The 26,495-nt window shown below is 64.4% G+C and carries 21 protein-coding genes; 10 read left to right on the top strand and 11 right to left on the bottom strand.

Annotated elements, in window-relative coordinates; genetic code table 11:
- Position 1 precedes the first annotated feature (1 nt).
- The 4 genes from GYA95_RS14395 to dsbD all read right to left on the bottom strand — a co-directional run bounded on the left by GYA95_RS14395 (position 2) and on the right by dsbD (position 4,782).
- Positions 2-754, bottom strand: a complete 753-nt coding sequence (locus tag GYA95_RS14395) for an ABC transporter permease (RefSeq protein WP_043935785.1) — start codon at positions 752-754, stop codon at positions 2-4.
- A 716-nt stretch (positions 755-1,470) separates the two neighbouring features.
- Positions 1,471-2,229, bottom strand: a complete 759-nt coding sequence (gene dsbG, locus GYA95_RS14390) for a thiol:disulfide interchange protein DsbG (protein ID WP_015271126.1) — start codon at positions 2,227-2,229, stop codon at positions 1,471-1,473.
- 1 nt (position 2,230) lies between these two features.
- The gene (locus GYA95_RS14385; protein ID WP_015271125.1) at positions 2,231-3,067 is read right to left on the bottom strand and encodes a TlpA disulfide reductase family protein; all 837 of its coding nucleotides are present in this window, start codon (positions 3,065-3,067) and stop codon (positions 2,231-2,233) included.
- The gene (gene dsbD / locus GYA95_RS14380) at positions 3,067-4,782 is read right to left on the bottom strand and encodes a protein-disulfide reductase DsbD (RefSeq protein WP_015271124.1); all 1,716 of its coding nucleotides are present in this window, start codon (positions 4,780-4,782) and stop codon (positions 3,067-3,069) included. Before dsbD ends, GYA95_RS14385 begins: the two co-directional genes overlap by 1 nt.
- Positions 4,783-5,151: 369 nt before the next feature.
- Between dsbD and GYA95_RS14375 the strand changes: the two genes are divergently transcribed.
- The 5 genes from GYA95_RS14375 to GYA95_RS14355 are packed head-to-tail and all read left to right on the top strand — an operon-like array spanning position 5,152 to position 11,264.
- Positions 5,152-7,983 carry a xanthine dehydrogenase family protein molybdopterin-binding subunit gene (locus tag GYA95_RS14375; RefSeq protein ID WP_015271123.1) on the top strand — a complete coding sequence of 944 codons (2,832 nt, stop codon included), beginning with the start codon at positions 5,152-5,154 and terminating at the stop codon, positions 7,981-7,983.
- The gene (locus tag GYA95_RS14370; RefSeq protein ID WP_013973477.1) at positions 7,976-8,512 is read left to right on the top strand and encodes a (2Fe-2S)-binding protein; all 537 of its coding nucleotides are present in this window, start codon (positions 7,976-7,978) and stop codon (positions 8,510-8,512) included. The genes GYA95_RS14375 and GYA95_RS14370 overlap by 8 nt, the downstream gene beginning before the upstream one ends.
- Before the next feature lie 2 nt (positions 8,513-8,514).
- Positions 8,515-9,726, top strand: coding sequence for a cytochrome c (locus GYA95_RS14365; RefSeq protein ID WP_015271122.1), 1,212 nt, complete (start codon positions 8,515-8,517; stop codon positions 9,724-9,726).
- A gap of 3 nt (positions 9,727-9,729) precedes the next feature.
- A complete protein-coding gene (locus GYA95_RS14360; protein WP_015271121.1) occupies positions 9,730-10,701 on the top strand; it encodes an XdhC family protein in 972 nt (323 codons plus the stop codon).
- A complete protein-coding gene (locus tag GYA95_RS14355; protein ID WP_015271120.1) occupies positions 10,698-11,264 on the top strand; it encodes a nucleotidyltransferase family protein in 567 nt (188 codons plus the stop codon). The genes GYA95_RS14360 and GYA95_RS14355 overlap by 4 nt, the downstream gene beginning before the upstream one ends.
- 16 nt (positions 11,265-11,280) lie before the next feature.
- Here the strand turns inward: GYA95_RS14355 and GYA95_RS14350 are convergent, their stop codons facing one another.
- Genes GYA95_RS14350 through GYA95_RS14340 form a run of 3 tightly spaced genes read right to left on the bottom strand, consistent with a single transcriptional unit; the run spans position 11,281 to position 13,907 of the window.
- Positions 11,281-11,907: a GAD-like domain-containing protein gene (locus GYA95_RS14350; RefSeq protein ID WP_015271119.1), complete on the bottom strand. Its 627-nt coding sequence runs from the start codon at positions 11,905-11,907 to the stop codon at positions 11,281-11,283.
- A gap of 22 nt (positions 11,908-11,929) precedes the next feature.
- A complete protein-coding gene (locus tag GYA95_RS14345; RefSeq protein ID WP_015271118.1) occupies positions 11,930-12,541 on the bottom strand; it encodes a GAD-like domain-containing protein in 612 nt (203 codons plus the stop codon).
- 19 nt (positions 12,542-12,560) lie between these two features.
- The gene (locus tag GYA95_RS14340; RefSeq protein WP_015271117.1) at positions 12,561-13,907 is read right to left on the bottom strand and encodes a DUF6861 domain-containing protein; all 1,347 of its coding nucleotides are present in this window, start codon (positions 13,905-13,907) and stop codon (positions 12,561-12,563) included.
- Between the two features lie 297 nt (positions 13,908-14,204).
- On the opposite strand from GYA95_RS14340, the gene GYA95_RS14335 reads away from it, so the two are divergent.
- The 3 genes from GYA95_RS14335 (at position 14,205) to GYA95_RS14325 (ending at position 17,816) form a co-directional block, all read left to right on the top strand.
- Positions 14,205-14,888 carry a response regulator gene (locus GYA95_RS14335; protein ID WP_161551414.1) on the top strand — a complete coding sequence of 228 codons (684 nt, stop codon included), beginning with the start codon at positions 14,205-14,207 and terminating at the stop codon, positions 14,886-14,888.
- Positions 14,885-16,207 carry an ATP-binding protein gene (locus tag GYA95_RS14330; RefSeq protein WP_015271115.1) on the top strand — a complete coding sequence of 441 codons (1,323 nt, stop codon included), beginning with the start codon at positions 14,885-14,887 and terminating at the stop codon, positions 16,205-16,207. The genes GYA95_RS14335 and GYA95_RS14330 overlap by 4 nt, the downstream gene beginning before the upstream one ends.
- 217 nt (positions 16,208-16,424) lie before the next feature.
- Positions 16,425-17,816, top strand: a complete 1,392-nt coding sequence (locus tag GYA95_RS14325) for an aspartate aminotransferase family protein (RefSeq protein WP_015271114.1) — start codon at positions 16,425-16,427, stop codon at positions 17,814-17,816.
- Between the two features lie 141 nt (positions 17,817-17,957).
- Here GYA95_RS14325 and GYA95_RS14320 read toward each other — a convergent pair whose 3' ends face one another.
- Positions 17,958-19,079 carry a cupin-like domain-containing protein gene (locus GYA95_RS14320; RefSeq protein ID WP_015271113.1) on the bottom strand — a complete coding sequence of 374 codons (1,122 nt, stop codon included), beginning with the start codon at positions 19,077-19,079 and terminating at the stop codon, positions 17,958-17,960.
- A gap of 142 nt (positions 19,080-19,221) precedes the next feature.
- Between GYA95_RS14320 and GYA95_RS14315 the strand changes: the two genes are divergently transcribed.
- A complete protein-coding gene (locus GYA95_RS14315) occupies positions 19,222-20,190 on the top strand; it encodes an alpha/beta hydrolase (protein ID WP_015271112.1) in 969 nt (322 codons plus the stop codon).
- A 133-nt stretch (positions 20,191-20,323) separates the two neighbouring features.
- Here GYA95_RS14315 and pvdN read toward each other — a convergent pair whose 3' ends face one another.
- Both pvdN and pvdM read right to left on the bottom strand, forming a co-directional pair.
- Positions 20,324-21,610 (bottom strand): pyoverdine-tailoring periplasmic protein PvdN, encoded by a 1,287-nt coding sequence (gene pvdN, locus GYA95_RS14310; protein WP_015271111.1) that lies wholly within the window; start codon positions 21,608-21,610, stop codon positions 20,324-20,326.
- A 17-nt stretch (positions 21,611-21,627) separates the two neighbouring features.
- The gene (gene pvdM, locus GYA95_RS14305; protein ID WP_015271110.1) at positions 21,628-22,974 is read right to left on the bottom strand and encodes a pyoverdine-tailoring dipeptidase-like protein PvdM; all 1,347 of its coding nucleotides are present in this window, start codon (positions 22,972-22,974) and stop codon (positions 21,628-21,630) included.
- Positions 22,975-23,320: 346 nt separating this feature from the next.
- On the opposite strand from pvdM, the gene pvdP reads away from it, so the two are divergent.
- Positions 23,321-24,940, top strand: coding sequence for a pyoverdine maturation tyrosinase PvdP (gene pvdP, locus GYA95_RS14300; RefSeq protein ID WP_015271109.1), 1,620 nt, complete (start codon positions 23,321-23,323; stop codon positions 24,938-24,940).
- 136 nt (positions 24,941-25,076) lie between these two features.
- Here the strand turns inward: pvdP and GYA95_RS14295 are convergent, their stop codons facing one another.
- Positions 25,077-26,495 carry an efflux transporter outer membrane subunit gene (locus GYA95_RS14295; protein WP_015271108.1) on the bottom strand — a complete coding sequence of 473 codons (1,419 nt, stop codon included), beginning with the start codon at positions 26,493-26,495 and terminating at the stop codon, positions 25,077-25,079.

Raw genomic sequence — 26,495 nt, 5'->3', positions numbered from 1 at the left:
TTTAATAGCGGCTCCATATGGGGTGGATTCTGAATAGCTTTCCTGTTGCATAGAGCCCCGCTGTTGAAATGGCAAAAGCTGTCAGAAAACTAATAGTGAGTGGTATCTCTCCGGTAATTATTCTTGTGCTCAGGTGCAAGGGGTTGATCAACGTTGACCAGTGGGTCAGTTCGTCTTGTGTGGTGCCCAAATAGCCGGAAAGTAACATCAGGAATGAAAGTAGCGAAAATAGCGTCCCGGCTGTGCTGAATTTGATGGGCATCGCTGCAATTGCCAAGCCGATGCAGGCGAATATCAGGTAACTCGTATAGAACGCGGCTGTAAGGTACAGGAATTCTGATGGCGAGTAGGATCCGTATAGAGGCTTGGAGATGAAGTAGAAAAAGCTGGAGTACACGACACTGACCAATGTGTAGCTGACGGCGTGCGATGTGAGGAAAAGTGCAATTGCCTCGCGTTGGTAAATGAATGACCGGACGAAGCCACTTTCTCGTCGTCCGATTAGATAAAAGCCGAGGCCGAAGAAGGCAACGTTTGCAGCGATGTAGGCGTAGAACCACGCAGCAGAGGATATATAGAGAGTGTCTGGTGGCGCTGCAAGGGAACGGCTTTGCCTCAGTAGTATGAACATCAAGCAAGGCGCCGCCGCTGTCCACAGCAACGCAGTGGGTTCTCGCAGGTGTTCCAGGATCAACACCTTGGTGATCATGAGGATCTGTTTTCTTCGCGTTATGGGGTATGGCTTTTTGTTCATTTTTCTCGCCTTTAGTGTCTTCGCGAATGCAGGGGGTAAGGGTTTTATATTCAGGCTGCATGTACGTCAAGTTTGATGGGGCAATGTGTTGGCTGGGGTGTAATCTAGTTGTTTGAATTGCAGTTGGTATTGTGAGATGTATCTGAGGGGTATGTCTGATCGCGATCTGTTCACTGGTCATGGGAGTGAAAAAGACGTCTGTTTTTTGTAAGGCGGATCTGAAATTGTTGTGGGATTGTTATATGTTTTATCGCCGGGCGTTGTTTTCCGATGATCGGTTCGGAAAAGTGTTTGTCGCCTTAGGTGGTATAACTTAGTGTTGCCAAATGTGAACTTGGCCATTGGCTGGCATCTGGGCCGATGTGCTCGAGGACGAGCTGGAGGGGTTGTGACCAGAACAAGTGAGGTCTGCATCGCCCCTTGTAGGAGCGGCCTTGTGTCGCGAAAGGGCTGCACAGCAGCCCCAGCAATTTCAGCTTTTATGCAGCAATTTGGGGGCCGCTATGCGGCCCTTTCGCGACACAAGGCCGCTCCTACAGATACGGCGTTGTTTTCGAGGTTTGGCGCTGTACCTGTGGGAGCGGGCATGCCCGCGAACACCGGCGCAGCCGGTGACATAACACCGCGTTGAGTTCTTCGCGGGCTTGCCCGCTCCCACAGGGCCGCCACAGCCTTGTGCTACGAATGGGCTGCAAGGCAGCCCCGGCGATTTCACATCAGCGCTTGCCGAGAATCTTCCCAAGCAACTCCGGCCGCGGCGCGCCTTGCTGGCTCTGCAGGTTGCCCTGCTCATCCTGATAGAAGATCGCCGGGGTCGCCTGCAAGCCCATTTCTTCCATCAGCGCCATGTTCGCCGCCAGCTTTTGCTGCACCGCCTCCGGCACCTGCTCCAGTGCCTTCAACTTGCTGGCCTTGCCGGCCTTTTCATGTTCCTGTAGTGCCTTGGCCGGGTCTTTCGCCGCCAGCAGCGCCGCCGACTTGCCCGGGCTGTCCTCGCGGATGATGCCGACCATGATATGGCGCAACTGCACCTTGCCCGACTCCACCCATGGCCGCGCCTGTTCCCAGAACATGTTGCAGTACGGGCAGTTGGGGTCGCTGAACAGGTACACCTTGCGCGGTGCATCGTCCTTGCCGTCGGCGATCCAGGAGGTTTTCTCCATCTTCGCCCAGATTTCCTTGCTCATCGGCGCATACACCAGCTTTTTCAGCGGCTCGGCACTGAGGTCGTTGCCCTGTTCGTCGAACAGGCTGCCGACCAGTACATGCTTGCCGTCAGGGGTGAGGTACAGCGCCAGGCCGTTGTTCTGGTACTCGGCGGCATACCCGCGCAGGCCGTTGGGGGCGTCGAAGCTGCCTTTGATCACGGCGCCCTTGGCTTGTAGTTGCGCAATCGCCTTGGGCAGCTCTTCGGCCTGCAGGGTGGGGGCAGCCAGCAGGGCCAGGGACAGGGGCAGCAGTGCAGTCAGTCGCATGTCAGTTTCCTTGTGCGGCAGGGGCGGGCGCGGTGGCCCGGTCGAAAGGCTCCAGGGCGTGGCGCAGGCTGGCCCGGGACAGCTCGCCCAGATGGCTGCCGACCAGGCGCCCGTCGGCGTCGTAGAACAGGGTGGTGGGCAGCGCCATGGAGCCGACGCGCTGGGCCAGCAGACCGGTGCCGTCGAACAGCACGTGGGTCAGGCTCAGGCCGGTGGTGGCGAGGAAGGTGCTGACGTTTTCCGGGGTCTCGCCCTGGTTGACGAACAGGAAGGTCACGTGCGGGTAAGCGCTTTGCGCCTGTTGCAGCACCGGCATTTCGCGTCGGCAGGGTGGGCACCAGGTGGCCCAGATGTTGATGACCAGCGGATTGCCGCGGTAGCTGTGCAACGCCACGGATTGGCCGTTGGCCTTGCGCAGGCTCAAATCGGGCAGTTCGGTGCCCTTGCTGTACAGGTGGCCCCCGAGGCTGGCCAGGCCCCAGAACAGCGCACCGCTGAACAGCGCCCAGCCCAGCGGGCGGCGCAGGCCCGGATGGCGCCAGCCCTGCCACAGGGCGCCGAGCACGATGCCGGCAAGGCCCGACCAGAACAGGAAGCCGCCATCACGGATATCGATGATCTGCAGCAGATCGTCCTGGTACATCGGCCAGTAGGCCAGCACGAAGCCGGCGCGTGCGCACAGCAGGCCGATCAGGAACAGGTTGAACAGTGCCGATTCCGGGCTCTCGCCGCCACGCCGGGCGACCCACCAGCCGACCATGCTGGCGATCACCAGGGCGGTGAGCATCAGCAGGTGGTTGAGGGCCATGGTCAGTGGCCCGAGGGTTACGGTCAGCATCAGCCTTGGCTCCTGGTCTGGGTCCAGTGTTGCAGGAAGGCGGCTGCATCCACCTCACCAGTGATGCGCCGCGCGCGGCGTTCGTCGCCTTCCGGGCCGACCCAGATGATGCTGGGCGGGCCGGGTACCTGGTAGCGCTGCAGCAAGGCCTGGCTGGCCGGGGTGTCGGCGGTCACGTCCAGGCGCAGCAGGTGCACACCGGCCAGGCCGGCCTGCACGTCGCTGCGGGCGAACACCTGTTTTTCCATGACCTTGCACGACACGCACCAATCGGCATAGTAGTCGAGCATCACCCACTGGCCACGGGCCTTAGCCGCATCCAGTTCGCGTTGCAGGTCTTCGGGGCGGCTGACGGTGACGAAGGCGTCCTCGATGTGCTGGCCGGTGGCCGGCGCAGCGCCGCCACCGGCGAACGGGCGCAGCGGCTGCCAGAGGTCGTCGCCACCAGCCGCCGCACCCACCAGCAGCAGGCCGCCCCACAGGGCTCCCAGCAGTGGCAAGGCGCGCAACGCCGGCAACCGCTGCAGGGCCGGCCAGGCAGCCCAGGCCAGGGCAATCAGCAAGGCGCCGCTCAGGGCCAGCAGCAATGCTGCGGGCAGCAGGCTGCGCAAGGTGTATAGCGCCATGCCCAGGAACACGAAGCCGAACACGCCCTTGACCCGGTTCATCCAGGCGCCCGGGCGGGGCAGGTAGCGGTTGCCCAGGGTTACCAGCAACAGCAGCGGCACGCCCATGCCCAGGCCGAGGCTGAACAGCACCAGCGCCCCCTGCAGCACGTCGCCGCTCTGGGCGATGTACAGCAGCGCGCCGGCCAACGGCGCGGTCATGCACGGGCCCATCAGCAGGCCGGACAGCGCGCCCAGCAGCGCCGCGCCATACAGGTTGCCACCACGGGTGCCTTGCCCGGCGCGGTCGAGGCGGTCACGCACGGCGGCGGGCAGTTGCAGTTCGAAGGCGCCGAACATCGGCAGGGCCAGCAGCACGAACAGCCCCGCCAGGCTGCCCAGCAGCCAGGGTTGCTGCAGCCAGGCCTGCAGGCTGGCACCCAGCAGTGCGGCGACCACGCCCAGGGCGGCATACACCAGGGCCATGCTCAGTACATAGACCCCGGCCAGTATCCAGCCGCGCCGGGCGCTGGCGCCATTGCCCAGCACCAGCCCGGCGAGGATCGGCAGCATCGGCAGCGAGCAGGGGGTAAAGGCCAGCAACAGGCCCAGGCCGAAGAACGCGAGCAGGCTCCAGGCCAGGTGGCCTTTTTGCAGGTCGCTGGCCAGGGCCTGGTCACTGGCTTGTTCGACCGCCGGCGCCACACTGCCACCCAGGTCGACCAACGTGGTTTGCGGGGGGTAGCACAGGCCGGCGTCGGCACAGCCCTGCCAGCCCAGGCGCAGCTGGCCCTGGGCATCGGCCGGGAGCAGCAGTTCGAGCTGGTCGCGGTACACCGCACTGTCGCCGAAGAACTCGTCGTGGTGGTTGAGAGCGGCCGGCAGTTGCGGGTGCTGTTCGGCAGGCAGGCCGTCGAACTTCAGCCGTTTCTGATACAGGTAGTAGCCAGGCTGGATCTGGAAGAACAGGCGCATCTGGCCGTCGGCCTGGCGGTCGTGGGTAAGCACGAAGGCCTGGTTGACCGGCAGGAAGTCCGGTTTGACATCGAACGGGTTGGCCTGCAATGGGCCGGCCAGCAGTAGTGTCAGGAAGAGCAGGAGGACGCGCATGTCTTCGCCTTGGCAATACGTTGAAAGGGGTCATGCTGGCTTGGGTCGATTAACCCAAGGTTAACTCTGGTTTTTGGTCAGGGGGGGCGCATCAGGGCTTGCAGGTGTTTGCCGTGGGATTGTCTGCGCCTGGGAGATCGAGCGCCGCGCGGGCGGCGCTCGGTCTCCCAAGCGCCGAAGATCCTAAGACGAACGCCTACCAGCCCCAGAGCAAATTCCGCCCCAGATCCCAGACATGTCGCGACATATTGTCGGCTTGACTTTGCCTGCGCCAACACAATTGCTGTAAAGTTGACGTACAGGTCAGCTTTTCAGGCTAGTACCAGAATCAAAAAAAGGGCAGACCCCCTGCTGCCCAGAGGATCAAGCATGTCCAACCGTGATATTTCCCGGCGCGCCTTCCTGCAAGGCGGCCTGATCGCTGGTGTCGGCGTGACCATGGCGCCGCTTGGCAGCCAGGCATTCGCCGCGCTGATGGAGGAACGCGTCACCACCTCGCCGCAGAAGTGGATGAACCATGATGGCAAGGCACGTTTCCGTAACGATGCCTTGTCCAAGGTGTGCGGCGACAAGGTGTTCGCTCGCGACATCCGTGCCAAGGACATGCCCGGCTGGCCCGCACAGCAGGGCCATGCGCTGCTGCTCAAGGCGACCAAGGCCGATCGTATCTATGCCGGCCATGACCTCAGCCTGCTTGGCGCCGACCTGCAGCCGGACCGCATCGTCACCGCTGCCGACCTGGAAAAGGACGGCATCGCCTGGCCCGAGGCCCACTCGCCCGACCCGCTGCTGCCGCCCGGCAAGGTGCCTATGTTCATCGGCCACCCGGTGGCGATCCTGATCTGGCACGACTTCGAGCGCTTCCGTCAGGCCAAGCGCAAGCTGCAGTTCAATGACCAGGCGATCCGCTATGGCGCCCAGGCGCCGCTGTACCAGCGCGACCCCTACGGCAGCTTCCGCTTCGTGCGCGTGGGCGGTGCCACACCGTTCGACGACGATGAATTCTCCAGCCTGAAGAATTCCATGCTGTTCCCTACCATCCTCAACCGCAAGCCGGTGTGGTCGAAGCAGCCCAACCAGCATGGCGACCTGACCGAGCAGGGCCTGTTCTACGCCAAGCGCATGGCCGAGCAGCTGGACAACCCGCCCGAGGACTGGCTGGTGTTCGACGAGCGCTACAAGACGCCGTCCATCGAGCCGGCCGCCCTGGAGCCGGACAACGGCAACGGCTGGTACGACCCGGCCAGCGGCACGCTGCACTTTGTGGTGGCGACCCAGTGCCCGTTCGAAGTGGCGCAGGAATGCGTGCACATGATCAAGCCGTCGCGCTTCGCCCTGAACACGCTGAACATGCACCCGGGCTATACCGTGGGCTACGGCTCGAAAGACAACAACATCTTCGTCTTCTACGCCGCCGTGGCCGCGCTGTATGGCGCCGGTGTGCCGATCCGCCTGGCCAACGACCGCTACGAGCAGTTTCAGAGCGGTATCAAGCGCCATGCCTTCGATATCCGCTACCAGTTGGCGGTGGACAAGAAGGACAACAGCTTCAGGATCTTCCGCGCCGACATGACTTGTGACGGCGGCGGGCGTATCAACTACAGCCCCTCGGTGGCGGCGGTCGGCGCCACGGCGGCGCAGTCGATCTACTACATGCCGCAGAATGATCTGTCGGTCACTGCCTATCATTCCCGTGGCGTCGAGGCCGGCTCCATGCGTGGCTACGGCACCCTGCAGACCATGGCCGCCACCGAAATGATGGTGGATGAGATCGCCGGGCGCCTGGGCGTCGATGCCATCGACCTGCGCCGCGCCAACGCGCTGAAGTCGGGCATGAAGAACACCCAGGGCGCGGTCCCGGCCGGCGCCCTGCGCCTGTACGAGATTCTCGACAAGGCCGCCGTGCACGACTGGTGGCGCAACCGCGACACGCGCAAGCAGCAGATGGATGCCAAGGACCCGGACCACTGGTATGGCGTGGGCTTTGCCATCTGCCAGAAAGACTTCGGCACCGGCTCCGAAGCCCCCATGGCCAGCATCGAGTTCAGCCGCGACGGGCGCATCAGCCTGCGCCACATCGGCACCGAGCTGGGTACCGGCATGTCCACCTCCCAGGCCCTGGTTGTCAGCGATTTCCTCGGCCGCTCGGCCGACGAGGTGAAGACCGCGGTCACCGAATGGCCGGAGCTGCAGCTGACCACCAGCGGCAACCCGTACCTGATCAGCCAGCCCGAGCAGGACGCCGCGCTGCGCAACCCGCGCTGGGTCGGCAAGCTTGCTTCGCCGTCGTCGGCGACCAACTCGGCCTTCTACTTCAGCCATGCCACCCGCGAAGCGGCACGCGTGCTGTTCAACCACGGTCTGTGGCCGGCGGCCATGGCCATCTGGCGCCAGGGCCCGTACGGCGGCCAGGCCAACCCGCTGGTGGTGCGCCGCGAGAATGCGGTATGGGTCAACGGCGAGCTGACCGGCAACGGCCTGTCACCTATCCCGTTCGCCCAGCTGGCCCAAAAGGCCCATGAAATGGGCCTGGTCACCGGCGTCAGCGTGCACGGCTTCAACCGCTGGAGCTGGGCCGAGGCCGACTTCGTCATCGATGGCGTGCGCGAACGCTTCCCGCTCGATGCGGTGGCAGTCAAATACGGCGATGGCGCGGTGAGCGCCAAGAAGGCGCAGATGAGCAGCCACGGCTACCACCTGCTCGACCGGCAGAACGCCGCCTACCCCGACACCCAGCTGAACAACGCCATGGTCACCTACTACAGCCCGGTGGCGACCATTGTCGAAGTCAAGGTGAACAAGGGCACTCACGAAGTGCAGGTACTCAACCATCACAGCTGGGTCGAGTGCGGCCGGGTGCTTGTGCCGGAACTGGTCAAGGGCCAGCTCGAGGGCGGTATCGCCATGGGCATCGGCCATGCCTTGACCGAAGAAATGCCGTTGTACGAGGGCGGGCCCGGGGAGGGCGACTGGAACTTCAACCGCTACCGCCTGCCGCATGCGCGCGACGTGGCGGTCTGGCAGCAGACCAGTGAAATCCTACCGCCGCTGTCACCGACCGACCCGTCCAAGGGCATTGCCGAGGTGGTGATGATCCCGGTCGTGGGGGCCATCGGCAATGCTGTCGCGCATGCCATCGGCAAGCGCGTTCGCGATCTTCCCATCACCCCAGCCCGTATCAAGGAGGCCCTCAATGGCTAACCGTCCACTGCAACTGACCCTCAATGGTCAACCGGTCGGCCCGGTCGAGGTCCCCGACGACCTGGCGATGATCGACTACCTGCACGAACACCAGAACCTCACCGGCTCGCGCCTGGGCTGCGGCCAGGGCATCTGCCACGCCTGCGTGGTGATCGTCGACAACCCCGACGGCACCAGCGAGGAGGTGCGTACTTGCATTACCGGCGCGCATTACTTCGAGGGCAAGAAGGTCCGCACCATCGAGGGCCATGCCAAACAGGACGAGGCCGGCAACCTCACGCTGAACCCGATCCAGCAGAAGTTCGTCGACCTGTTCGCCTTCCAGTGCAGCTACTGCGCGCCGGGCTTCGTCAATGCCGCCACGGTGCTGGTGGAAACCGCCCAGCGCCAGCCGCTGAAGAAGAGCGAGGTGGAGGATCGCATCGAGGCGAGCCTGGGCCACCACATCTGCCGTTGCACCGGCTACGTGCGTTACTACGACGCCACCCGTACGGTGCTCAACGACCTCGGCCTGGTCAAGGAGGGTTGAGCATGGGTCTTGTTCGTAGCGCAATGGCGCTGGCTCTCGGGCTTGCCGTTACCTCGCTTGCCCAGGCAGCCGACCAGGCGCAGGTCAAGCGCGGTGAATACCTGGCCCGCGCGGCCGACTGCATGGCCTGCCACACCGCTGAAGGCGGTGCGCCGTATGCTGGCGGCCTGCCGATCCATTCGCCGTTCGGCACCATTTACGGCAGCAACATCACCCCGGACAAGCAGTACGGCATCGGCAACTACAGCGCCGACGAATTCTTCGCCGCGGTAACCGAGGGCAAGCGCAAGGACGGCGCCAACCTCTACCCGGCGATGCCGTACACCTCGTACCACCTGATCAAGCGCGAAGATTCGGACGCGATCCTCGCCTACCTGATGACCGTGCCGCCAATCAACCGCCCGGCACCGCAGACTGCGTTGCGCTTTCCGTTCAACGTGCGCCAGGGGCTGAGCGGCTGGAACATGCTGTACGGTAAAAGCGTGCAGTTGCAGCCGACCGAGGGCAAAAGCCCGGCCTGGCAGCGTGGGCAGTACATGGTCGAAGTCATGGGCCATTGCGGCGAGTGCCATACCCCGCGCAACCCGATCGGTGCGTTGCAGCAAGACCAGCGCCTGAGCGGCGGCCTGCTGGGTGGCTACCTGGCCCCGAGCCTGCTGGCCCAGGACCTGGCCGAGCGCGGCTGGACCCAGCCGGACCTGACCACCTTCCTCAAGCACGGCATCAGTGCTCAGGGCAGCATGTTCAACGAAATGTTCCCGGTGGTGCACCACAGCACCCAGCACCTGGAGGATGCCGACCTGGCGGCCATGGCCACCTACCTGCTGGGCGACCAGCCACCGTCGGCCAAGGCCATTCAGGCGGTGGCACTGGAGCAGATGAGCGACAGCGCCAGGCGCGGCCGCCAGCAGTACCTGAACGTCTGCGCCGGCTGCCATGGGGTGGACGGCGAGGGCAAGCCGCACATCGCCGTGGCCATGCGCGGCAACACGGTGCTACGCCAGGCCGACTCGCGCAACCTGGTCAAGGTGGTCCTCGAAGGCATTCGTGAACAGCAGTTCACCGGCTTCGAGCGCATGCAGCCGATGCCGGGCTTTGCCGACAAGCTCGATGACCAGCAGGTGGCGGATATGGTCAACTACCTGCGCCAGGCCTGGGGTGGATTGCCCGGTGACCTGAGCGTACAGCAGCTCGCCGAGCTGAAGGCGGAGTAAAGGGTGCAGCATCTCGATCTACAGGTGGTCCGCCAGGCGTTGCAGTGGTCGTGCGGCGGCCAGCGGGTGTGGTTGTGCACGGTACTCGCCACCTACGGCTCGGCGCCCCGTGCGCCGGGTTCGCTGCTGGCGGTGAACACCAGCGGGCAGTGGCTGGGTTCGCTGTCCGGTGGTTGCGTCGAGGACGACTTTCTCGAGCGCGTGGGCCGGGGGGAGTTTCCCGAGCCGGTGGCCATCGTGCGTTATGGCGATGGCAGCGACTCGCGTTCGAGCATCCGCCTGCCGTGTGGCGGCGTGCTGGAAGTGCTGGTGGAGAACCTGCCGGCCGAATGCGAGGTACAGGCGCACCTGCGTGAGCTGGAAAGCGCATTGCAGGGCCAGCGCCGTGTGCTGCGTGAAGTGAGCCTGCCCGAGGGCAGGCGCCTGCTTGCCGATGACCACAGCCAGGGGCCGCGTGTGCAGCGTGAAAGTGCCTGTGTACGCTTGCGTGTGGGGGCCGCCCAGCGCCTGCTGCTGGCCGGGTACTCCAGCGTCGCGCATTTCTGTGCCGAGTTCGGCAAGGGCATGGGCTTTGAAGTCATCCTCTGCGAGCCGCGTGACGAAGTGCTCGACGGCGTGCGGCTGGATGGCATCGAGGTGCGTCGCGAGCTGCCATCGGAGTTCATCGCCCATGGCGGTTGCCATGCCGACACTGCGGTGGTGGCGCTGACCCACGACCCGAAGATCGATGACCTGGCCATGCTCGAAGCGGTGCGCACCGAGGCGTTCTATATCGGTGTGATGGGCTCCCGGGTGACCTCCGACAAGCGCCGCGAACGCCTGCGGCGGATCGGTGGCCTGGGCGAGGTCGAACTGGGCCGCATCCACGCCCCGATCGGCCTCAACCTGGGCAGCAAGACCCCGGCCGAGATCGCTTTGGCGGTGCTGGCCGATATCCTTCGCGTGCGCAATGGTATCGAGCGGGTGGCGCTGTGAGTGTGGTTGCACTGATATTGGCTGCTGGCAGCAGCGTGCGTTTCGGGGCTGACAAGCGTCGGGCGCTGTTGGTTGATGGTCGCAGCTTGCTGGTGCACAGCGTGGAGCGGGCCTGTGCAGTGTTCGACGATGTGCGGGTGGTGTTGCGCGAGGGGGAGCGGGGCGTGGATCTGGGGCTGCCTGCGGGGTGCCGGGTCATCTCCAGCCCGGACTTCGCATTGGGCATGGGCCATAGCCTGGCGGCCGGCGCCGCCTCGCTGGCCGACAGTGAGGCGCAGGCAGTAGCGATTCTGTTGGGTGACATGCCCTGGCTGGAGCAGGCAACCCTTGCCCGGCTGGCTTCCAGGGCCAGCGCGTCGACCATCGTGTTGCCTTGCCATGAAGGGCAGCAAGGGCACCCTGTGCTGTTCGGGCGCGATTTCTGGCCGGCGCTTGCGCGCCTGACCGGCGATGAAGGGGCGCGTTCGGTGGTCAAGGCCAACCCGGCGAGTTGTGTCAGGGTAGAAGTGCCGGATACCGGTGTGCTGCTGGATGTCGACAAGCCTGATGCGGTGCACCGGTGAACGCACTTGTCAGGGCCTATTCATCTTCTTCGTCAGCCAGCTCATAGGGTTGAAGCTCGCTCAGTTGGGCGAGCAGTACCAGATGCTCGACTGCTTTGAGCTTTTCAAGCCGCTCGAGGCTGTCTGACCCTCCCAGCATCAAGGCAGGAACAAAGCCATACATTTCGTCTGCGGCCAACGTGCCGAGCCGTTCCCTGGCGGGTTCGAACAGGTCGTCGAAATAGATGCATTCGGTCATCAGCCACATGAGCAGGCCGTGGATCTTGTTGTCCCGCTCTTCGTCGCCTGAGCTGTGGGCGCCATCGAGGTAACGGGAATGGTACGCCGCAATGGTCAGCACCGAGCCGGTGTTCTCACCCCACAGGTACAGGTCGCCAAAAGCGCTACGGGCGATGAGGTGATAAGTGTCGCGTGCTTCGAAGTGCGTGCCTGACAGCCAATACGCTACTACGTCTTCGTAATCCTGAGGGTTTACCAGCCAGAACAGACCACCGCCGTAGCCGCACCAGCCGTGCTCTTGCCAGTAATCCAGGAGACGATTGGGGAGTTTGCCTTGGTAATGATCGAGGGCAGAGGGCGGTACTGGTTGGTGGCCGACGGGGTCGCCGAAGGTTTCGAGGAAGATGCTGAAGATGACGTCCATTTGATTAAGTCCGTTTTAGTGTTTAGAAGTCGGAGAAGCTGTAGGGTACCAGTGCCGAAAGTTGTGAAAGCATAATCAAGTGTTCAATTGTTTTTACTTTTTTAATTCGCTCCAGTCTTGCTTTTCCGCCGAAGACGAGTGCGGGGACGAAACCATACATTTCATCGTGATTGAGTGGGCCTAGATTGTTTCTTGACGGTTCGAATAAATCCTCGAAGTCATTGCTGTCCTTTTTAACCTGTAGAAAGAAAGATTGAACGTGCCTGTCAATGTTTGCTATTCGGCGGTTGTTGCCGCAATAGTGTGAGATATGGCTCGCAATGCATAGTGAGAAACCGGTTCTCTCTCCGTATAAGTAGAGGTCGCCAAACGCCCCGCGCGCGATCACATGGTAGGTGTCATGTTCGGCCAGGGACGTACCGTCAATCCAAGATGCAACGACGCCTTCATACTCTTGGGGGTCGACGGTCCAAAAAATACCATCACCATATCCACACCAGCCATGTGTCGTCCAATGTTCCAATAATTTCTTCGGCAGCTTTCTCCTGTAACGCTCGATGGTTGAAGGAGGAACCTCTTGCTTGTGAATAGGTGGTCCAATTGTATCGATAAAGACGGAATAGACGTCATCCATCATTTGGCTCCATATCAATCTAGCACTTGATCAGTTTGATGTTCATGAAGGAGGCATCTCCGCCTGATTTCAATGCTTCTTCGGCAGCTTGCTGTATACCCTTGATCTTGCTTTTCCACTGTGGGCCAATGGTGGAGTTGACTTGTTTGTCACCGAAATCGGCAATGACATCTCTTCCTCCAGCGGTCAGGTCCGGGTTGTGCAATGCCGCGAGCGTTGCCATCGTCTCCTTCGCTAATTTTGCAGCCGTCCTTTGGGCTTCACGTGGGCTCAAATCGTCTGGCAAGTCGTCCAGTATCCGTTGCTCTAACTTGTCTTGCATCTGTTTACGAGCTTTGCGCGCTACAATTGGGTTTCGCTTTACGGGATTGGCAACGTTTTCTAAAAACTCCTCAACCGTCAGCCGATTCAACCCATCCTGCTGCCCCTTCAACTGCCGTTCAAACTCGCCATGCTTGGCGGGTGGCAATTTGTCGGCCTTGAAGCACGCCACGGTATGCAACGGCATGCTACCGGGCTTCCCTGTCGAGGGCTCCTTGTCTTTCCCTGCCGGCCGATCAGGCTGCATCGGTTGCGGCTCACCCACCGCCCCCTTGCGCCGCTCCGGCACCTGCAGGTCCGGCCGTTTCTTCAACCCCTCTTCATGCTTGAGCATCCATTGCCCCAGCCGCGCACCTTTGCGGCTGGCCGCCATCTCCTGCGCGAGCACCCGGGCATCACCGCGGCCGCGGGTGAGGTACGACACGATCGCCCCCAACAACAGCAGCACGACTTCCACGTGGGCTTGGGCAATCTGATGCGTCGCCCGGGATATCGCATAGGGGTCGTCCCGGCAGAGCGGGCCCGTGCCTTCATTGCCGCAGGTGCCTTCCCAGGCGAAGCGAATGCCGTCGACGTAGTACTCGCCGATACGCGGCAAGCCCTCGATGAAGAACTCGGCGATGGAAGCCAGCCCTAGCGCGCCGAGGATCCAGCCACTGACCTTGAGGCCCATGGCCGCGCCCGCGCCGGCAAACGGAATGGTTCCGGCGCCGCCGGCGAATGCGCCAACCCCCGCGCCAAGCAGGCCACCGGTAATGGTGCTGCCGGCGACGATCATCGCCATCTGCCGCGCGACCATCAGCAGTTCGTCGACGATGCTGTTGATGTCGAGGTCGGCGAAGCGCTGGCGCAGCATGTGCGCCGCCTGCCATTCGGCGTGGTAGAAGGCGGTGCGGACGGCTTCTATCCGGCGCAGGTTGAGGCCTAGCGAGGCGACCTCTTCATTGAGGCTGGTGCGGAACTGGCCACCGCTTTGGTAGCCCACCATGGCGATGACACGTGACTCGATCTCGTGCCAGGAGGGCACGAGGTAATCCAGGTACATGAGGTGTCTCCCTGACAGCGTGTGCAGGGGGAAATCCCATCATGGATTCGGATCGGAAGTTTCTGAGCCAGTTGTAGGAAAATGCGACTTCGTTTCCGGCGTGTTCGGCGGAGTTAGGCTGTCGGGGTGGGCCTTGGGTGGGGCTTTAAATGTTTGTCGCTCCCGGGAGCGTGTGGCAGTTGCGCGGTGCTCGTTGCCGCAGGCGCCATACATCCCCAATCCCCCACAAAAGGTCCATAATCCCCCCTTAATCCGCCCAAGGTGCAATGCCAGCTACACCATTCCGGGAGCCCCACCATGCACGTTCTGCTCTGCGAGGACGACGACCTGATCGCCGCCGGCATCTGCGCCGGCCTTATCGCCCAGGGCCTGACCGTGGACCGTGTGGGCAACGCCGCCGATGCACGGGCGATGCTGCAGGCCGCGCAGTTCGACGTGATGATCCTCGACCTTGGCCTGCCCGACGAAGACGGCCTGAAGCTGTTGCGCCGCCTGCGCGAGAAAGGCGAGACGCTGCCAGTGCTGGTGCTCACTGCCCGAGATGCGGTCACCGACCGGGTCGATGGCCTGCAGGCCGGCGCCGACGATTACCTGCTCAAGCCGTTCGACCTGCGCGAGCTGGCTGCTCGCCTGCACACCCTGCTGCGGAGGGTGGCCGGGCGGGCGGTGAATGTGATCGAACACGGCCCGCTGCGCTATGACCCGAGCAGCTGCGAGGCAACCCTGGCCGGCCAGCCGGTCGACCTGTCCCGGCGTGAACAGGCATTGCTCCAGGCGCTGCTGCAGAACCCCGGGCGGGTGCTGTCCAGCGAGCAGCTCAAAGACTGCGTGTACGGCTTCAGCGACGAAGTCGAGAGCAATGCCCTGAACGTGCATATCCACCATCTGCGGCGCAAGCTGGGCAACGGCATCGTCGAGACCGTGCGCGGCCTGGGCTACCGGCTGGGCCCGGCGCAGGCGCCGGAGCAGGCCGCATCATGAGCCTGCGGGTACGCCTGAGCCTGATCCTGGGCAGCGCCTTCGTGATCATCTGGGCGCTGGCCGCCGCGTGGATGCTGCGCGACCTGCGCCAGCAGATGATGTTCTCCCTCGACCAGCGCCTGGTGGCTTCGGCGCGCATGGTCGCCGGGCTGATCGACCAGCTGCCGCAGCCGCTGACTGCCAAGGGTGGGGAGGCGCACTTTTCCGCCGACCAGTTCAGCGTGCCGGACGGCATGGCTTGCCAGGTCAGCTCGCTGCGTGGCGAGATTCTCGCCAGCAACCACAAGCACGATGGCGTCATGGACGATGAACGCAGTGGTTTCCGAGACCAGACTATCGACGACGCGCTGTGGCGCACCTTTACCTACAACCATGGCGATGTGCGCATTACTACCGCCGACCGGCACATGGAGCGCGAGGCACTGAACCAGTCGATCCTGCTGGCGGCCTCGGCGCCGGTGCTGATGGCCCTGCTTGGCAGCCTGGGGTTGTTGTGGATCGGCCTGGGCAAGGGCCTGGAGCCGCTCAACCGCATGCGCGATGCCCTGCGCCGCCGGCGCGCGGACAGCGTCGAGCCGCTGCAGGTGGCGGGCATGCCCAGCGAACTGCAACCGTTGCTGGAAACCCAGAACCAGCTGTTCCTGCGCATTGCCCAGACCATCGAGCGTGAGCGGCGCCTGACCGACGATGCCGCGCATGAACTGCGCAGCCCGCTGACGGCGATCAAGACCCACCTGCAGGTGGCACGGATGACCGATGGCGCCGTGCGCGAGCAGGCGCTGGAGCATGCCGAGCAGGGCGCCGACCGCATGCACCGCACGCTGGAGCAGTTGCTGATGCTGGCGCGGGTGGAAGGCAGCCTGTCGTTCGAGGATGGCGTGCAGTGCAGCGCCGAGCAGGTGGCCCGGCAGGCGGTGCAGGATGCCGGCGGCGGTGACAACCGGCGCATCGTGTTGCGTTTGCCTGACGCCGCTACGCAGATCTACCTGGGCATGCCTGCGCCGTTGGCGGTGGCGGCGCTGCGCAACCTGCTGGACAACGCCTTGCGCCATGGCGGCGACGAGGCGGTGGAGCTTGAGGTGCAGATGGCTGACGGCCAGGTGGGCTTCATGGTGCGGGACCATGGGCCGGGGATTGCCGAGGCGGACCTTGAGCACCTGACCGAGCGCTTCTGGCGTAACGGGCAGAGTGGTGGATGCGGGCTGGGGCTGGCGATCGTACAGGCGATCGTGCAGCGTTGTGCCGGTAGCCTGAAGTTCGACAGCCGCAGTGATGGGTTGCGGGTGTTGTTGCAGGTGCCGGCGCGCTCGGGGAATTGATTTTTATTGCCTGTGCCGGCCTCTTCGCGGGTAAACCCGCTTCCACAGGTACTGCATCAACCCTGAGATCTGTGCCAATCCTGTGGGAGCGGGTTTACCCGCGAAGAGGCCGGGCCTGCTTTCAAAAATCCCACAGCAACCGCTAAATCCTCCCCGCACTCAAGCGTTTTCCAAGCGACGAACACCAGCACTTTCGCTTGCTTGCGAGGATTCACCCATGTCCACCGCTTCCTGCCTTGCCCAGGTCCCGCCGGCCAGCGCGCCGCGTGCCTTGTACGAGTTCACCGATTCACCCTTGCTGCAACGCCAGCAACAACAGGAGTCCAACGCCCGCAGCTACCCGCGGCGCATCCCCCTGGCACTCAAGCGCGCCCGTGGCATCCATGTGGAGGATGTCGAAGGCCGCCAGTTCATCGACTGCCTGGCCGGCGCCGGCACTCTGGCGCTGGGCCACAACCACCCGGTGGTGGTCGAGGCGATCCAGCGGGTACTGGCCGATGAACTGCCACTGCACACCCTGGACCTGACCACGCCGGTCAAGGACCGCTTCGTCCAGGACCTGTTCGGCGTGCTGCCCGAGGCGTTACGCCGTGAAGCCAAGGTCCAGTTCTGCGGCCCGACCGGTACCGATGCGGTGGAAGCAGCGCTGAAGCTGGTGCGCAGCGCCACCGGCCGCAGCACCGTGCTGGCCTTCCAGGGCGCCTACCATGGCATGAGCCAGGGGGCGCTGAGCCTGATGGGCAGCCATGGGCCGAAGCAGCCGTTGGGGGCCTTGCTCGGCAACGGTGTGCAGTTCATGCCGTACCCCTACGACTACCGTTGCCCGTTCGGCTTGGGCGGCGAAGCCGGGGTCAGGGCCAACCTGCATTACCTGGAAACCCTGCTGCTCGACCCGGAAAGCGGCGTGCCGCTGCCAGCGGCGGTGATCCTCGAGGTGGTGCAGGGCGAGGGCGGGGTGATTCCGGCCGATATCGAGTGGCTCAAGGGTGTACGCCGTATCACCGAGCAGGCCGGCGTGGCGTTGATCGTCGATGAGATCCAGAGCGGTTTCGCCCGTACCGGGCGCATGTTCGCCTTCGAGCATGCCGGCATCATCCCGGATGTGGTCACCTTGTCCAAGGCCATTGGCGGCAGCCTGCCGCTGGCGGTGGTGGTGTACCGCGACTGGCTGGACACCTGGAAGCCGGGCGCCCACGCCGGCACTTTCCGTGGTAACCAGATGGCCATGGCGGCGGGCTCGGCAGTGATCGATTACCTGGTCGAGCATCGCCTGGCAGAGCATGCCGAGGCCATGGGCCAGCGCCTGCGCCAGCACCTGCAGCAGTTGCAGCGGGATTATCCGCAGTTGGGTGATATTCGCGGGCGTGGCCTGATGCTTGGGGTGGAACTGGTGGATCCGCAAGGCCACAGGGATGCGCTTGGGCATCCGGCGGCCAACCGTGAGTTGGCGGCGAAGGTGCAGCGCGAGTGCCTCAAGCGCGGGCTGATCCTGGAGCTCGGTGGGCGGCATGGGGCGGTGGTGCGCTTCCTGCCGCCGTTGATCATCAGTGGCGAGCAGATCGATGAGGTCGCGCAGCGCTTTGCCGAGGCGTTGATCGCGGCGGTCTGATCGATTGCCTGGGCCGCTGCGCGGCCCTATCGCCGGCAAGCCGGCTCCCACAGGGACTGCGCCGACCGGAAGGCTTGCGCTGTACCTGTGGGAGCCGGCTTGCCGGCGATAGGGGCGCAAAGCGCCCCCTGGCAATCCCGGCTACCAGCCGCGCCCGGAATTCACCCAGAAGTTCACCGACAGCGAGGTGGTCACAGACTCCACCTGGTGGAACCACCCTTCGGGCAGGAACAACAGGTCACCGGCCTGCAGCACCACGCGCAGGAACGGCACCTCGCGCGCCGCCGGGAAGCGCTGGTAGTCCGGGGCGTCGGGGTTGAAGTCGCAGCCGTCCAGGCCGCCCTTGGGGCTGGTCGACCAGGTACCCAGGGCCGGGCGATGGTGCGGCGCGGCAAGGATGAACGACTTTTGCCCCCATACCTGTGCGAACAGGTTGTCGGTGTCGTCGCGGTGCAATGGCGTCAGTGTGCCCTTGGGACCGATCCAGATGCGCGGCGCAATGAACTTCTCGCGGGCGAAGTACTGCGGGTAGCGAATCAGCGTCAGCAGCTTTTCCGGCACGATGTTGTTGCCCATGTAGGCCGGGGTTTCGCCGGGTTTGGCAGGGGTGTCCAGCGAGGCGATGAAGTCGGCCATGGAAGTGGAACGGAAGTCGCGGTCGGTGGAGAAGGTCTTCTTCACGTAGTCGCCGTGCCGGGTGATGCCCTGCAGTTCGGCGAAATGCTCCAGCGAAGCTTCGCGGCCCATGGTGAACAGCGGCCAGTCCTGCAGGGCATCGCTGATGACCACCGGCGTGCCGTGCGCCAGGTATTCGCCCTGGAAGCGCGCCAGCGGCATGTCGGCGCGGGCAATGCGTGCCACCTCGCGCTGCACCGGTTGCGCGGCCGACACCCGTTCGCTGAGGCGTGCCGGTGTCGGGTAGCGTTGGTTCATCGACACCTTGGTCGCCGGCGCGCCGCGCCGGGCGTTGCTGATGATCTGCGGCAGCAGGGTGGCCAGGCCTATGTTGCCGCTGATCTTCAGCCGGGCGCTGGCGAACAACTCTTCGACGTTGGCGGTGCCACCCATGATGCAGATGAAGTCACGCTCGGCCACCTCGATGGTGACGTCCGGGGCGCTGTGCCGGCCGGCACCGGTGCGGCTGCTGTCGCGCACCTCCGACCAGAAGGCCCGGTCCTGGCCGAAGACGAACTGGAAAACGCCTTCGATGCCGACGGCATGGGCGTTGGCGAACAGTTTGCTGAGGATGCTCTGAAGGTCCACGGTATGCCTCTGGCGGTCTTTCGTTGTGCAGGGATAACGAGTGCTTGCACCAACGATTTAGCCGTCTGGGTGGGTAATTTTCCGGGTTGCTGCTACGTCCCGTAGGGAGGCTCGAGTCACATTGTTCACCCAAGGAACCCACATGGCACTGCACCCTGATCTGGCGGCATTTCTGGAACTGGTCGAATTTGGCCGGCTGACGGGCAGGAGCCTGCCCATGCACGCGATGGACGTGGCCCAGGCCCGTGCCGAGTTCGAAGGCAGCTCGCAGGTACTCGACCCGAGCCCGCCCGGCAACGTCAGGGCCAGCGAGTTGCAGATTACCGCGCGCGACGGTGCCCGTCTGGCTGCTCGTCTGTACCGCCAGGGCGATGCTGGTGCTGCCTTGCAGCCAGTGATCCTGTACCTGCATGGCGGCGGCTATGTGGTCGGCAGCCTCGATTCACATGACTCGGTGTGCCGTCGCCTGGCGGCCCTGGGCGAGTTCGCGGTGCTGGCGGCGGACTACCGGCTGGCGCCGGAGCAGCAGTTCCCGAAGGCCCTGCACGATGTACTGGACGCCGCCAACTGGCTCGCTGAGCAGGCGGCCTCGCTGGGCCTGGACAACCGCCGGGTGGTGCTGGCAGGGGACAGCGTGGGTGCCAGCCTGGCGGCGGTGCTGGCCATTACGGCAGTGGAGCAGCCCGAGGCGCTGGCGTTCAAGCCGCTGGCACAGTTGCTGTTCTACCCGGTGACCGATATCTCCTGCTGGCGTGAGTCCCATCGCGAGCATGCCGAGGGTTACCTGCTGGAGACACCTACCCTGGAGTGGTTCTACCAGCACTATGCGCCGCAGCGCGAGCAGCGCCTTGACTGGCGGGTATCGCCGTTGCTGTCGACGCTGCGCGAGCCATTGGCGCCGGCTTGCCTGTTCGTGGCTGAATATGACCCGTTGCATGATGAGGGCGTGGCCTATCGTGACTGGCTGGTGGCGGGTGGGACGGCGGTGACCTTTGCCCGGGTGGAGGGGTTGACCCATGACTTCTTGCGCATGTCGGGGATTGTGGGGCAGGTGGAGGGGATTTACCGGGATGTCGGGGAGTGGTTGAAGCGGGTCGGTGGCCAGTCCTGACTTGAGCTCGCCGGGGGCGCGTTGCGCCCCTATCGCCGGCAAGCCGGCTCCCACAGGCACCGCACATGACTTGAAGTCGGTGCGGTCGGGGTGGGAGCTGGCTTGCCGGCGATAGGGCCGGTACTGGCAACCATCAAGCGCGCAGGTAGCGCTTCAGAATATCCACCAATCGCTCGATCTCCGCCTCGGTATTCAACAGCCCAGGCGCCGTCCGCACCACCGGCCCGACATCCCGGGACACCGCATCGACCACGATGCGCTGGCTGTTGAGATACCGGGCCACCTCGTCAGCATCCTGCCCCGTGACCCGGAAGAAGGTGAACCCCGCCGAATACTGCGTGCTGCGCGGTGTCACCAACTCGACCCCCGGCAGCGCCTCAAGCCGCTGCCTGAGATAGCCATTAAGCCCATGAATCCGCGCCTGCACCGCCGCCTTGCCCAGCTGCAGGTGCAGCTCGAACGCCTTGCCCAAGGCCCAGCGGTGCTCGAACGCGTGGTAACCCCCGGGCGTCATCACCGTGGCAAAGTCCTCGTTCTCGGAAAACGTGGCGATGGTCGGGTTCAGTTGCTTCAGTTCGGTGGACGCCGCGCAGATGATCCCCGTACCTCTCGGCCCGAACATCCACTTGTGCGTGCCGGCGATGAAGTAGTCGCAGTTGAGATCTGCAAAGCGCATGTCTTCGACGCCAAAGCCATGCACACCGTCGATCACGTAGATGATCTGGTCCTGCTCGTCACGCTGGCGATTGACCTCGCGCACCAGCGCGCCGATCTCGCCCACGGGCAGTTTGACGCCACTGCCCGAGTGCACCCAGGTCATGCCCAGTACTCGTGTTTTCGGCCCGATGGCTGCGGCGATGGTGGTCAGTACCTGGTCGCTGTTGACCTTGGCGGGGTCGTCGAACAGGCGCAACCGGTGCACCGGTGTGCCATCGCGCGTGGTGCGAAAGCCTATGGTATGGCGGGCGGCCGAATGCTCGTGCACGGTGGTGAGAATTTCCTGCCCCGGGGCAATCTTCAGCCCGCCATAGATCAGCCCCAGGCCTTCGGTGGTGCTGCCGGTCAGGGCAATTTGCCGGGGCGTCACTTCGAGGTAGCGGGCTGCCCATTCACGCACGGCGGCCTCGTGCTTCCACTCCGATTGGCTGTCCCAGTCGACCATGCGGGCCGGGTGGTGGTCGAAGCGGGCGCGTAGCGCCTCGATGGCTTCGCGCACGGGCCGTGGGTGCGAGGTGATCAGGAAGTTGGCAAAGTGCGCGTACGCCGGGTCCAGTTCGAACAGGTTGCGAAACCCGGCCCAGTCGCTGGCGGTTGCAGGCTGCGCAGCCGCCGCTTGGGCGGCAGGCAGCAGTGGGCCTGTGAGGGGCAGGGCGGCCGCAAGCAGGCCGGCCTGCTTGAGAAAGGTGCGACGATCGTTCATCAAATGGCTCGCAAGGGTCAGGGGGATGAGGTGGCGACAGGATGCGCGGCGCGCTGCACCTGCTCCCACACCCGCAGGAAGTTGCCGCCCCAGAGCTTGGCGATATCTGCTTCGGAGTAGCCGCGGCTGATCAGTTCGGCGGTGACGTTGCGTGCTTCACTGGCGTTTTGCCAACCGTCGATGCCACCGCCTTCGTTGAAGTCCGAGCTCAGGCCGACATGATCGATGCCGATCTTGCGCACGGTGTAGTCGATGGCGTCGCCATAGTCCTTGAGCGTGGCCGGCGGCTCCTCTTCGAGAATGCCGTACAGCGCGTTGGCGTACTGGCCGACCTTCTGCTCGGGCCAGCCGGCGATCACCGGGTCACCTGGCATCAGTGCGTAGTCGAGGTTGGCCAATGGCGGCAGGTCGTAGCGGGCGCGCAGGGCGTTGAGTTTGTCCTGGGTCTTGCTGCTCAAGGGCTTGAGGTAGGTGGAGAAGGCCACCAGCTGGACCAAGCCGCCGCTGTCCTTGATCAGTTGCAGCTCCTTGTCGGAAAGGTTGCGCCTGATGTCGACCATCGCCCGTGGCACCGAGTGCGAGGCCACCACCGGCGCGCGGCTGAGGGCAACGGCCTGGGCCAGCGCCTTGCTGGACATTTGCGACACATCGATGATCACGCCCAGGTCGTTCAGCCGCTGCACGGCGCGCTTGCCGACCGGCGACAGGCCGTCCAGGGCATCGGCGGTGTCATTGAAGAACGGCAGCGGACGCGAGGAGTCGGCCCAGCTGTTGTTGCCCACATAGCTGAACCCGAACATGCGCACGCCGCGCGCGGCCCAGCGGTCGAGCTGGTCGATGTCATCGCCCAGCGCATAGGCGTTGAGCATGCTGAGGAACACCGCGAACTTGCCTTCGCCGTGCAGGCGCCGCATGTCTTGCGGGGTATAGGCAATACCCACCTGCTGCGGGAAGTCGCGGACCATGGCGGTGATGGCGTTGTAGCGCACCTCCTGGGTGTGGCGGGCGGCTTCGACGAAACCTGGGGTCGGGCGGTGCGGGCCGCCGTCTCCGGTCCAGGACTCTGGCCAGGCGAAGATGGTCAGGGCCGCGCCGGACAAACGCCCGCGTGCGGCCTTGGCCAGGTCGAAGCGGCCATCGCCATCCTTGTCGGCCTCACTGCCTTCGGTGCCGAAGGTCAGCGGCAGGGTGACGTGGCTGTCGAACGAGATGATGCGTTCCTGCAGGTCGTTGGCCTGGCGGGTCACCTCCCTGGAATAGCCAGCGGGTGTGGCGAAGTAGTGCCAGGCGGCAAACCCGGCACCAGCGGCAACCGCCGCGGCCAGGCTGATAAACAGGGCTTTCTTCCAGCGTGGAGTCGTCATCTTGGTCTCAGTAGGTTCACCGTCGAGGGATGGGCACAGAGGCCGCCGCTACCTGCAGTGAACGAGCTTGCACCCGGGAAATTTAGCCGCTATCAGGTCGCTGGCGCAGGGCCCTGTAGGAGCGGCCTTGTGTCGCGATAGGGGTGCGCAGCGCCCCCAGGATCTTCGCACCTCTGCAAAATTGCCGGGGCCGCCTTGCGGCCCTTTCGCGACACAAGGCCGCTCCTACATTGACCGAGTTGCCCTCAGGGGCGGGGGTGGCAAGCCGCTAAATTTCGCCTGCCGTGCAACGTTCTAGCCTTGGACGGGCCGTGCTCCATGGCCGCAATGAATGCACAGGTATGCAATGACGATTTCCCGACGCGGTTTCATCGCCGGTGTGGCACTGACGGGTGTGGTGGTGCCCGGTGCGCTGGGGGCGCTGTATGTGCAGCGCCAGCGTGCCGCCGAGGAATTCCCGGAAACCCCTGGCGAGGCCGTCGTCGAGTTGGCCGATACCCGCCTGCAGCAGTTGGGCGATACCCTGCGCGGCATCTGGCGCTGGACGCTGCTGGGCAAGGATGCGGGGCTGGACGGCCTACCCACGAGTGAACTGGAGCTGTTCCTGGATGTGGCAACCAGCGGACGCGCCCTGCGCGGCTACCTGGATACTCCCGAGCGCCTGCGTGGGCAGGATGAGCCGCGCTACCGCGTGATAGGCGACCTGCTGGCGGACAAACCGGGCACCCTGCGCTGGCGCCTGTTTTCGGCCCAGGCCCGCTATGAATGCCATATCGTGCTTGACGAGGTCTGGGGCCGGTTCGGCAACGCCGGGCCGGCGACCCTAAACGGGCGCATTGCACGCCTGGACCGCGCTCTGACATTGCCCGTGGAGGACAACCAGTTCCTGGCCTTGAAGCGCACCTTCCCCGAGGCGCGCGAGCGTACCCCGCTGAACCCGCAGTTGTTGGCCTGGCTGACCACCCCGGAGCATCGCCTGTTCCACCAGCTGTGGCACTCGTCGCGGGACAAATGGCACAAGCTGGGCAAGGACAAGCAGGGCGCCCTTCGTGGCCTGGGCTGGCAGCCCGGGCCACGTGATCGCGAGCGTGACGCGCGGGGCCGGCACAAGGACCGCAACGGCTCGGGAGAAGACTTTTTATTCATGCACCGGCACATGCTTGGCAGAGCCCGTGCCTTGCAGGACTTACCGTCATGGACGCGCTTCCCGCTGCCGCAGCCGGAACTGGAGCGCGACCGGGCCGGATTCGCCCGCTACTTCGACAACCATGACGGCAATGCCCTGCCGCCCACCTGGCTGGCCAGCGGTGATGCGGAATACACCCAGTGGGTGCGCGACATCAAGACGCCGGATACCTTCCATGGCAACTTCCAGGTCTGGGAGTCGCGCTACACCGATCCGGAGTACCTCAGCACCTTGACCCTGGGCCAGTTCGGTTCGGAAGTGGAACTGGGCCTGCACGACTGGCTGCACATGCGCTGGGCGTCGGTACCGCGCGACCCGTCAAACGGTATGCCGGTGCCGACGGCGCGTACGCCGGATGATTTTGCCGAACGCTGGTTCGCAGAACAGAACGATTTTCTCGGTGACCCGTTTTCATCCCATGTGAACCCGGTGTTCTGGCACTTTCATGGCTGGATCGACGACCGCATCGAGGACTGGTTCCACGCCCATGAGCGGCTGCACCCAGGCGAGGTACGGCGCCTGGAAGTCAATGGCGTACCATGGTTTGCGCCAGGGCGCTGGGTGGAGGTGGCCGACCCGTGGCTGGGGCCGGATACCCATGGTTGCTCGACGGTGCCGGGTTTGCGGCCCGGGCGCAGTGTAGAGATGGACCCGGAGACCATGAAGCTGGCGTTGCGCATCATCTACAGCGATGACGACCTGCTCGACAAGCTGCGGCCCAAGGTACCGCAGCGGCCGTGGTATGCGCGCAACCTGAAGGTGGCGCAGCGCTCGCGTTGAAGCCCCCGAGGCTTGCGCCGCCTTTTTGTAGGAGCGGCCTTGTGTCGCGATGGGCTGCGCAGCAGCCCCCGGATTTCAGCGTTGATGCGGATAATGCCGGGGCCGCCTTGCGGCCCATCGCGACACAAGGCCGCTCCTACAACGGGGCGCGCAGGTGTTCTAGTTGCCAGCCACCCCCCAATGCCTTGTACAACGCCACGCTACCCTGCAACCGGGCCAGGCGCAGTTGGGCCTGCTGGTCCTGCGCCGCATACAAGGTGCGCTGAGTCTCCAGCACGCTCAACAGCGTCTCCGCTCCTGCGCCATAACGCTGCTGCGCCAGGTCGAATGCCAGGCGCGCCTGCGCCACTTCTTCATCCTGCCACTGCCGCTGGCGGTCCACGCCCTGGATCGCATTGAGCGCCTTTTCGACATCGGCAAAACCGGCCAGGATGCTGCTGCGGTAGGTCTCCAGCAACTCTGCCTGTTCAGCCTCGGCCAGTTCACGCGCGGCGCGCAGGCGGCCGTTGTTGAAGACCGGCGCGACCAGGCCGCTGGTGAGGGTGTAGTAGGAGCTGTCGAACAAATGGGCAAAGGTATTGGCGCCAGCTCCCAGGTTGGCCCCGAGGGTGAGCTTGGGCAGCATGGCGGCGCGGGCGACCTGCACATTGGCGCTGGCGGCGGCGAGCCGAGCTTCTGCTGCGGCAATGTCCGGGCGGCGGGTGAGCAGCTCGCTGGGCACGCCGCTGCCAATGGCGGGCCATTGCAGGGTGTTGATCGCGTCCTGGCTAGTGGGCAGCGACTGCACCGGGTCGCCGAGCAGGGTTGCCAGGGTGACCCGGCTGTCTTGCCACTTCTGTTCCAGTAACGGCAACTGACGTTGCTGCGCGGCCACCAGACTGCGCTGCTGGGCCAGTTCCAGGCGCGTGGCGGAACCGCTGCGCTGGCGTGCTTCGACCAGGCCCAGCACGTCCTTGGCATTGCGCAGGTTGAGGCGGGCAATGCGCAACTGTTCCTGCAAAGCCAGGCCCTGCAGGTAACTGTCGGCCACCGCGCTGACCAGGGTCAGCTCCACGGTCTGGCGGTCGAAGCGGCTGGCATCCAGGCTGCGCAGGGCGCTGTCACGGGTCGCTCGCAGGCCACCCCAGAAGTCGATTTCGTAGCTGGCGCTGAGCTGCATGTCGAACGAGGTGCTGGTGGGTTCGCCGCGGCTGACATCCAGCTGGTCGTAGCCGTCACCGTGCAGCAGGCGTTGGCGGCTACCATCCAGGCCCAGCTTCAGCTCCGGTAGCAGCGGCGCGCCGGCGATGACTGCGCGGGCCTGGGCCTGGCGTACCCGTGCCGTGGCAGCAGCCAGGTCGTGGGCATTGTGCAGGGCGTGCTGCACCAGGCGGTCGAGTTCGCGGCTGGCGAAGGCTTGCCACCACTGCGTCGTTGGCAGTTGGGCCGAGGGTGATGCGGCCTCGCCTTGCCAGGCAGATGGCGCGGCAATACCGCTGGCGGGTGTTTGCGGCGTGCTGCAGGCGGCGAGGCATACGCACAGGGGCAACAGGCTGATGCGGCTAGGCAGAGTCAT

Source organism: Pseudomonas asiatica, assembly GCF_009932335.1.
Classification (GTDB): domain Bacteria; phylum Pseudomonadota; class Gammaproteobacteria; order Pseudomonadales; family Pseudomonadaceae; genus Aquipseudomonas; species Aquipseudomonas asiatica.
This window is presented reverse-complemented; position numbering and strand designations above follow the sequence as displayed.

Bases quoted from the DNA above. Each gene is read 5' to 3' on its own strand.
- GYA95_RS14395 (WP_043935785.1), bottom strand. From the start codon at position 754: ATGAACAAAAAGCCATACCCCATAACGCGAAGAAAACAGATCCTCATG.
- dsbG (WP_015271126.1), bottom strand. From the start codon at position 2,229: ATGCGACTGACTGCACTGCTGCCCCTGTCCCTGGCCCTGCTGGCTGCC.
- GYA95_RS14385 (WP_015271125.1), bottom strand. From the start codon at position 3,067: ATGCTGACCGTAACCCTCGGGCCACTGACCATGGCCCTCAACCACCTG.
- dsbD (WP_015271124.1), bottom strand. From the start codon at position 4,782: ATGCGCGTCCTCCTGCTCTTCCTGACACTACTGCTGGCCGGCCCATTG.
- GYA95_RS14375 (WP_015271123.1), top strand. From the start codon at position 5,152: ATGTCCAACCGTGATATTTCCCGGCGCGCCTTCCTGCAAGGCGGCCTG.
- GYA95_RS14370 (WP_013973477.1), top strand. From the start codon at position 7,976: ATGGCTAACCGTCCACTGCAACTGACCCTCAATGGTCAACCGGTCGGC.
- GYA95_RS14365 (WP_015271122.1), top strand. From the start codon at position 8,515: ATGGGTCTTGTTCGTAGCGCAATGGCGCTGGCTCTCGGGCTTGCCGTT.
- GYA95_RS14350 (WP_015271119.1), bottom strand. From the start codon at position 11,907: ATGGACGTCATCTTCAGCATCTTCCTCGAAACCTTCGGCGACCCCGTC.
- GYA95_RS14345 (WP_015271118.1), bottom strand. From the start codon at position 12,541: ATGGATGACGTCTATTCCGTCTTTATCGATACAATTGGACCACCTATT.
- GYA95_RS14340 (WP_015271117.1), bottom strand. From the start codon at position 13,907: ATGTACCTGGATTACCTCGTGCCCTCCTGGCACGAGATCGAGTCACGT.
- GYA95_RS14335 (WP_161551414.1), top strand. From the start codon at position 14,205: ATGCACGTTCTGCTCTGCGAGGACGACGACCTGATCGCCGCCGGCATC.
- GYA95_RS14330 (WP_015271115.1), top strand. From the start codon at position 14,885: ATGAGCCTGCGGGTACGCCTGAGCCTGATCCTGGGCAGCGCCTTCGTG.
- GYA95_RS14325 (WP_015271114.1), top strand. From the start codon at position 16,425: ATGTCCACCGCTTCCTGCCTTGCCCAGGTCCCGCCGGCCAGCGCGCCG.
- GYA95_RS14315 (WP_015271112.1), top strand. From the start codon at position 19,222: ATGGCACTGCACCCTGATCTGGCGGCATTTCTGGAACTGGTCGAATTT.
- pvdN (WP_015271111.1), bottom strand. From the start codon at position 21,610: ATGAACGATCGTCGCACCTTTCTCAAGCAGGCCGGCCTGCTTGCGGCC.
- pvdM (WP_015271110.1), bottom strand. From the start codon at position 22,974: ATGACGACTCCACGCTGGAAGAAAGCCCTGTTTATCAGCCTGGCCGCG.
- pvdP (WP_015271109.1), top strand. From the start codon at position 23,321: ATGACGATTTCCCGACGCGGTTTCATCGCCGGTGTGGCACTGACGGGT.
- GYA95_RS14295 (WP_015271108.1), bottom strand. From the start codon at position 26,495: ATGACTCTGCCTAGCCGCATCAGCCTGTTGCCCCTGTGCGTATGCCTC.